The sequence below is a fragment of the Coleofasciculus sp. E2-BRE-01 genome, assembly GCF_040221695.1.
GTDB lineage: Bacteria > Cyanobacteriota > Cyanobacteriia > Cyanobacteriales > Coleofasciculaceae > Coleofasciculus.
Genome location: NZ_JAVKEA010000220.1, coordinates 25,040 through 33,323 on the forward strand (window position 1 = coordinate 25,040; position 8,284 = coordinate 33,323).

5 protein-coding genes are annotated in these 8,284 nt (G+C 45.9%); 3 read left to right on the forward strand and 2 right to left on the reverse strand.

All coding sequences use genetic code 11. From position 1 onward, the window contains the following. Window positions 1-331: 331 nt before the first annotated feature. Complete coding sequence (locus RIG66_RS30585; protein WP_446383398.1) at window positions 332-1,051, reverse strand: Rpn family recombination-promoting nuclease/putative transposase; 720 nt, start codon at window positions 1,049-1,051, stop codon at window positions 332-334. Between the two features lie 344 nt (window positions 1,052-1,395). Here RIG66_RS30585 and RIG66_RS30590 point away from each other — a divergent pair, with 344 nt between their 5' ends. Then, window positions 1,396-4,251: a VIT domain-containing protein gene (locus tag RIG66_RS30590; RefSeq protein ID WP_446383400.1), complete on the forward strand. Its 2,856-nt coding sequence runs from the start codon at window positions 1,396-1,398 to the stop codon at window positions 4,249-4,251. Between the two features lie 51 nt (window positions 4,252-4,302). Here the strand turns inward: RIG66_RS30590 and RIG66_RS30595 are convergent, their stop codons facing one another. Beyond that, window positions 4,303-6,120: an ABC transporter ATP-binding protein gene (locus RIG66_RS30595; protein ID WP_446383402.1), complete on the reverse strand. Its 1,818-nt coding sequence runs from the start codon at window positions 6,118-6,120 to the stop codon at window positions 4,303-4,305. A 238-nt stretch (window positions 6,121-6,358) separates the two neighbouring features. On the opposite strand from RIG66_RS30595, the gene RIG66_RS30600 reads away from it, so the two are divergent. Then, window positions 6,359-7,138, forward strand: coding sequence for a Uma2 family endonuclease (locus RIG66_RS30600; protein ID WP_446383404.1), 780 nt, complete (start codon window positions 6,359-6,361; stop codon window positions 7,136-7,138). A 93-nt stretch (window positions 7,139-7,231) separates the two neighbouring features. Then, window positions 7,232-8,002 (forward strand): DUF3386 family protein, encoded by a 771-nt coding sequence (locus RIG66_RS30605; protein WP_446383406.1) that lies wholly within the window; start codon window positions 7,232-7,234, stop codon window positions 8,000-8,002. Window positions 8,003-8,284 lie beyond the last annotated feature (282 nt).

The following is an 8,284-nucleotide window of genomic DNA, read 5'->3' on the forward strand; positions in this document are numbered from 1 at the left end:
TTGCCGTGCGTATCTGCGTAATGAGCATAATCCAAATAGAAAATTTACACGGATGAATTCATGGAAATGCTTGATGAGCTAAAAATAATCCTGGAACTGATTGTGATTTTTACAACACTTTCACAGTCTCCATTACTCCTAGCAACGGCTATCGCAGCAGTGACTATGTACTTGTTGATGAAAGATCAAAATGATCAAGCCGACGATTAGTCTGCTCAAACTCCCACTGCAAGTAGCAAAAGTCCTCTTGCATAGAACTCGGTAAAATTTCCAGTCCACTTCAGTGGACTTAAGCTATTAGCCCGGAGTTTAAACTCCGGGCAGAATTTTATCAAGCCACTGGAGGATGCTCACCCTGCCTATCCAACCAACTCACCAACTCCTCCACTCCAGAAAAATCCAACAATGCCTCTGCCAATGCCTCCACTTGCTCCAGCGATAGCGCTTCAACCTTTGCTTGGAGTTCTGGACTCATTACCCCAACTCGACGATTGAGCTGACGGAGAACCAGCACTACTCCCTCTCGCTGCCTTCCTTCCTCCAGCGCTTCCTGATAGACTCGTGTCTGCTTCAACTCACTCAATCCAAACATTGCTGCAATCTCCTGCTGACTCAATTGCGGAAATTTATAAACCACAATAGTTTCAATTAACTCTATTATGGCTTCTTGCGACAAGCTCACTGGCTCTGTTTGCTGTACCCGTGCCAGCAACTGCTTCGCTTGTGCTACTGCCTGTTCTTCAGGTTCAACAATGAGCCGCACCAATCCAACCTCTACCGATAACTCCTGTATGTCCCCCAATTCATCAAGATAGATGCGTTGTACCTGAGGGCTATTGAGTAGAACCCGATAAGGTTGGGTGTCAGTCGGCTCTTGACTTCGCGTTGGATAAAGGGCAACGGCTCGCCAATCGACAATCTGAGGATTTTGGTTCAAAAACAGAAATACTTCTGCAAATAAGCGTCGGTAGAGTTGCTCGTCTTTTTGAAATTGAACTTCGACAAAGTAAGTCGATTTTACATCAAGGCGATTGAAATCGCTGCTACACAAACAAAGTCCGCCTGCGCGGACTAGATTATAAAGGGGGTGGCTAACCCGGATTTGGTATCAGCCCCATCGGGTAGAGATACGATACCACAACCTCTACTGAGTCAATTACTGAGTCAAAGGGTGAGTCAAAGACTGAACACTTTCCCCTCCAATCCCCTCTTATGCTGAGGATAGACAGACAAAAGTGTTAAACCGCCTTGAATTGAAACCCAAGGCACCCAAGCTCAAGTCAGAATCGAGTTTACTAGATAAGAATTGTAGTCCATTTTAATGGACTTAAGCTTTTAGCCAAGAACTTGAATTCTTGGCGGGTGTCGGGGCTTACTGAAAAAAGGAGAACCATCATGCTAAATCCATCCACCCATCTTTTGATTATTGAAGACGACCAGGGACGCCAAGAATATACCTTGGAAGAATCGGTCTACTCCCTAGGTAGAGATCCACAATGCGATATCCGCATCTACTCAATGTTTATATCTCGCCATCATGCAACATTAATTCGACAAATTAGAGACGATGGCAGTTGTGTTTACAAAGTTGTTGATGGTAATGCCCAAGGTAAGCAAAGTGCTAATGGACTATTAGTTAATGGCAAAAAATGTCAAGTTCATGATCTTGAAGATGAAGATGAGGTTGTTTTTGGTCCCAATGTTAGTGCGAAATACTACCTACTTAATAAATCAGGTCAATGGAAAACGAAATATAAGACCAAAAAGGCTAAATCGACCGTTCCATCCCCATCACCAAACTTAGGTGGTTTATACGTTCAATCTGAAAAAGGAAACGCGCTAGTCTTTCCTCTGAAGCATACTGATGTACAAGCCAAGGTGACGGGAAATATCTCGCGGGTGGAGGTAACACAAACCTTTGAGAATCCTTTTTCCACTCCCCTAGAAGCTACCTACATCTTCCCCTTACCCGATGAAGCCGCTGTTGATGATATGGAGATTCGCATCGGCGATCGCATAATTAAAGGTAACATCAAAAAACGCCAAGAAGCGGTAGCCATTTACGAACAAGCCAAGAAGCAAGGACGCACTGCCGGATTGCTAGAACAGGAACGGGCTAACATTTTTACTCAATCCCTGGCTAATATCCAACCCGGTGAGCAAATTGATGTGATGATTCGCTACACCGATAGCCTAAAATTTACAGGTGGAAATTACGAGTTTGTCTTTCCCATGGTTGTGGGATCTCGTTATATTCCTGGAACCACGATTGATGAGAATACCACAGGTGGGGGTTCAGCACCTGCACCGATGACATTGAATAAAGACACCGATTTAGTGCCAGATGCGTCTCGCTTAAATGCGCCGATTATACCCCCTGGAACTCGTTCTGGACATGATATTAATGTGACTGTAGATATTGAGGCGGGGGTTGAGATTAAAGAGGTACATTCTCCATCACACCAGATTCAACTTGAACGCCAAGAACAGCGGATGCGAGTCACGCTATCTCAACGAGACACAATTCCCAATAAAGACCTAATTTTACGCTATCAGGTAGCAGGCGATCGCACGCAAACAACAGTCTTCTCTCAAACCGACGATCACGGCGGACATTTTGCGGTTTATTTGATTCCAGCGATTGAGTATAACCCCAATCAATTCGTCCCCAAAGACGTGGTATTTCTGATTGATACATCGGGTTCTCAAAGGGGTGAACCTTTAACCAAATGTCAAGAATTAATGCGCCGCTTTATCCAGGGACTTAATCCCCACGATACGTTTACCATTATCGATTTCTCAGATACTACTCGCCAACTTTCACCCGTTCCCTTGGCAAATACGGTGCCAAATCGCAACAGCGCCATGAATTATATTAATCAGTTAAACGCCAGTGGCGGAACTCAACTGATGCGGGGAATTCAGGCGGTGCTAAACTTCCCAGAGGTTGATCCGGGACGATTGCGGAGTATTGTACTGTTAACTGACGGTTATATTGGCAACGAAAATCGAATTCTGGCAGAAGTCCAACGCCATTTAAAATTAGGGAATCGCCTACACAGTTTTGGTGCAGGAAGTTCGGTTAATCGTTTTCTCCTGAATCGAATTGCTGAAATTGGACGGGGAATTTCCCGGATTGTCCGCTATGATGAGCCGACTGAAGAACTCGCTGAACAGTTCTTTGGGCAAATTAATAATCCAGTGCTGACGAATATTCACCTGTACTGGCAAGGCGAGGGTGAACCTCCAATCATTTATCCGGCGACTCCACCCGATTTGTTTGCTGAACAACCATTAGTTCTATTTGGACGCCAAAAAGATGCTCGACCTGGACGGCTAGAAATAACAGGAACGATTGCCGGAGGACAGCAGTACCAGCAGACTTTTGAGCTTAACTTTGAAGATACGGGAAATCCTGCGATTGCCCAACTGTGGGGTCGTAACCGGATTAAAGACTTGATGAATCAAATGGTCAAGGGAGAGACGAAAGTTGGCGTAGAGACTGTTACCGATACGGCTTTAACCTATCAACTCTTGTGCCAATATACCGCCTTTATTGCTGTCAGCGATGAAGTGCGCGTTAATCCCAATGATCGGTCTGTCTCCGTACAAGTCCCTGTGGAAATGCCAGAAGGGATTAGCTATCAGGGAATTTTTGGAGATGTAGAAGTAGAAGCGACCTATGAGTTTGAGGTGATTCCTTCAGAACCGCTGGATGAGTTTGATATCACCCTGATCAGTCCCAATATGATGGGGGAAGATGATGCTGAGTACACTCTTATTCCTGAGTCAGCACCAGCGCCATCGAAAACTCCAGACATTGAAGCTGATGTCACCAAAGCTGAGTCAAAAGATAATCGCCTACAAATTGTTAGCGCAACAGGACTAAATAAAAAAGCGATCGCTGATTTGACTCAACATCTACAATCGATCCCGTTATCCCCAAGTGTCAAGGGAAATCTCGTCTTCGAGTTCTACATTAGCCAAGGTCGTGTGCGACAGCTAATTCTTGACCAGGAAGCCTCGTCTGTAAACGATCAAGACGTAACAGAGGCGATTCGGCGATCGCTTCTAACTTGGCGTCCTCCTCACTGGGATGTCGATTACGTTCGCCTATTAGTGCGGATTCAACCCAGCGATCACTTCAAACTGGGTGTCCCCCTCAAGCAGTTGTTGATCAAGTTAGCATACTGGGGCGGATTCGGCTCGGCGATCGCTTCTAACTTGATACCTCCCTCAAGCGGTTGTTAATCAAGTTCGCCTAGTGATAAGGATTAAACCGCGAATCGCTCTTATTCATAGCTAAGTGAACTGTTGAGCATAGAATCGCGCATAACGTCCCTCTCGCTCTAATAATTCTGCATGGGTTCCCGATTCAATAATCTGTCCCTGTTCCATGACTAAAATACGGTCAGCGCGGCGCACAGTAGTTAAGCGATGCGCGATGATAAAGACGGTGCGTTCTTTCATAATCCGGTCTAATGCTTCTTGGACTAAGGCTTCCGATTCTGAATCTAAGGCAGAGGTGGCTTCATCTAAGATGAGAATACTGGGATTCAGAAGAACCGCCCGCGCGATCGCAAGTCGTTGTCGTTGTCCCCCAGATAGGTTGATTCCCCGTTCTCCCACCCAGGTGTGATACCCTTGGGAGAATTGGATAATAAATTGGTGGGCATTGGCGATTTTAGCGGCGTCTTGAACAGCGTCTAGGTCAAAGTCCTTTTGACCAAAGGCAATATTTTGAGCAATTGTGCCGGAAAATAGGGTAGTTTCCTGGGGAACAATGCCAATTTGTCGCCGCAGGCTTTTTAGGGTAACGTCTCGGATATTAATCCCATCAATCAGGATTTCTCCAGCTTGCGGATCATAGAAACGGGGGAGTAAATTAACTAAGGTGGTTTTACCCGCACCGGATGCCCCAACGAGTGCGATCGCATCTCCTGGCTGGGCAAGAAAACTTAAGTCTTTCAGCACCCAAGGCGTTTTACCTGTAGAGACGTGCCATGGCGCGTCTTGATCCTTGGCGATTGATGATAACGTTTCTTCAAAACCCGCCCTTTCTAAGTTCTCTTGGGCTTGAGTGTAGGCAAAGCTGATCTGACGATATTCGACTTTACCCGTAACCGGGGGGAGAATCATCGCACCTTCTTTTTCGATCACCGTTGGCACAATCGCAAACAGTTCAAAGATGCGATCAACCGATGCCTCACCCTGCTTAAATTCGTTATAGTTACTGGTAACGATCGCGATTGGATCAATGAGCATGGCAACCGCCGCACCGTAGCTGACAAATTCACTCCCCGTTAAGTTACCTTGGGCAATTTGCCATCCCCCCAGCAAAAATACTAATAACAGACACATCGCCTCCAGAAACCCTACCACCGGAAACTGAATCGCCTTTAACCGTTCCGCCGCATACTTAGCTTTCCGATTGTGTTCAGCCTCTTGACTAAATCGCTCTAATGTGTAATCCTCAGCCGCAAACGCTTGAACTAACCGAATCCCACTAAAGACTTCAATCAGCAACGCCGATAAATCCGACACTCGATTTTGACTGCGCCGGGAAAACTGGCGCATCCGTTCGCCAAACCAGCCAATTAATAGACCCATTAGCGGGGCAATGAGTACAATACCTAGGGTAAGCTGCCAGTTGAGGTAAACCACATAAGCGAAGACCGCAATCAACTGTAAGACGCTGGGGAGAAACTGGTGAAAGAACTTATTCACCACCTCGCCAATGCGGTCAATATCCTCAGTGAGTCGATAGGATAAGTCCCCGGTTCTAGTGGTTTCAAAGTAGTCCAAACTCAGGGTTTGCAGGTGGGCGTAGACATTTTTCCGCAAATCCAGCGTAATCGACAAAGCCGCCTTTGCCATTAGGGTATCTTGCCCATACTGTGCCAGCTTCTGACCCAAGAAAATTAAAGCAGCAATTCCAGCAACTTGTGCGATCGCGCCCACATTTCCTTGTCCCACATAAGCTGCAATCCGCCCCGCTAACCAAGCCAGGAGGGGCCACACGGCGACAAACCCCACAGTACAAGCTAAGGCTTGCCCAATGGTAACTCTTTGAGGGCGAAGATAAGGCAACAGTTGCCAGTAATGAGAACGGGTTTTCAATGTATAATCACCCAAATGCAATTTTCCTCTGTCTCACGCTATCAGCTTTCATCGTTTCTACCAAGACTTTCCTGTCACCGAAGAAGTTTCTAAGTAGGTGGACACAATAAAAGCTAACGGTGGATATCGTCATTCGTCCTTTGTCATACTCGCTTCCTTTGTAAGGGTTTGAGGACTATTTACAAAAGAAACGCGATAACATAAGAAGACAGAATCTTACAGATGGAGGAGTTGGATTATGTCAACAGAGACAACTCAAACGCAGAGTTCCCCAACACCTCCCGTGGTGGATTGGGAACCCCAAATGCCACCGACTGATTTAATTTTTGATGATGGAGAACCCTTGGAAAGTAACCGTCACCGCATTGCCATGAATCTGTTGATTCAGTTAACCCACCAAGCCTTGGCACAGCGCGAGGATTACTTTGTGGGTGGCAATATGTTCATTTATTATAGTCGCACCCAGGCACGAAATCGGGACTTCCGAGGATCTGATTTTTTTGTGGTATTGAATGTGGATGGAAACCGTTCTCGCCAAGGTTGGGTAGTCTGGGATGAAGAAGGGCGTTACCCGGATGTGATTATTGAACTGATGTCGGCTTCTACCGCTAATACTGATATTGGCGCAAAAAAGGATATTTACGAAGGAACCTTTAGAACACCCGATTATTTCGTGTTTGACCCGTTTAACCCCGACTCTTTACAGGGATGGCGGTTGGATGCAAATTTACGTTATCAACCGTTGGTTCCGAATGACTCAGGATGGTTATGGTGCGAAACCTTAGGGTTATGGTTAGGAATTTGGCAAGGAATAATAAGCCGAGAAACAGCACCGTGGTTACGATTTTATGACTCAGAGGGGAATTTAGTTTTATTACCTGAAGAAGCTGAACATCAACGGGCTGAAGCTGAACATCAACGGGCAGAAACTGAACGCCAACGCGCCGAAGCCGAACGCCAACGCGCCGAACGTTTAGCCGCACGATTGCGGGAGTTAGGAGAAGACCCAGATAATTAAGGAATATGGGAGAGAAAAGCATTGTTCCCATGCGGCTGGACATCCCCTTGTAAAATAGAGATTTATCCTCAATGTCGATAGCCAATTAAAATCATGACACAGCCATTACAGCATCGCATCATCTCTTGGAGTTTAAGTTTAATTATCGCTAGTATTAGCTGCGTCTTTGGATTACCTGCCAGTGTAAATGCTCAGTCTATCTCAAACACTCATCCAACTCAAATCGCTACAGTATCAGCCAGCGAAGCCTTTCGCAATGCATACAATCAGCGCTATACCTGGGATGAAAATTTTCCGGGTTATTCCGCAGAGGTTTCGATTACGCACGAAGGAGATATTGACCAAGGAATCGTTCGTGTTCAACCGGATTTAAGTGTGGACGTTATTAATGTTGAACCCGATAATTTACGTGAGTTAGTTGCCAATACGGTTAAGATGGAAATCATTCACCGCCGCCGATTACCCTTTAAACAGTTGCATGGAAACAATGACTTTGAGTTAAAGGGAAAAGACGAGTATGGCGCGTTAAAAATTAATGAGGTGGGTGATAATTCCTACTATAAGGTTAAAGGGGATGTCATTACTCAAGTGAATCGCAGCTTTGGAGATGTAGCTGTAACCGTTGACACCCTAGGTACGACTAAAACGCCAGAGGGATATTTAGTCAGTCACTTTAAAACCACGTTTCGCGATGCCAAAACCGATGAAGTTCTGGAAAAAGAAGATGTGCGAGATTTTCATGAAAAGGTAGGCAATTACTATTTGTTAACGAACCGGACGATTCGATATGCCCAAGAGGAAAATCCGGAGGAAAAAACGGTGGCAGATACGAGAATTCGCTTTAATGATATTCAGCCGTTGTAACTAGGGGCTGCTGAATAAGTGTTGTGGAGGGGTAGGGAGCAGGGGGAGCAGGGGGAGATGGGGGAGCAGGGGGAGATGGGGGAGCAGGGGGAGATGGGGGAGCAGGGGGAGATGGGGGAGATGGGGGAGATGGGGAAGTCAGGGTCTTCCGGAATTAGTGTGCTAAACTATCAATTTTAATGAACCAGGAATTTTGCCACACAAAGGCTGTAGCTTTTGATCGCCTCAAAATAAATTGAAATTCGGGTAAAAACGGTTAAAGCTATTACTGTCCAATACTTG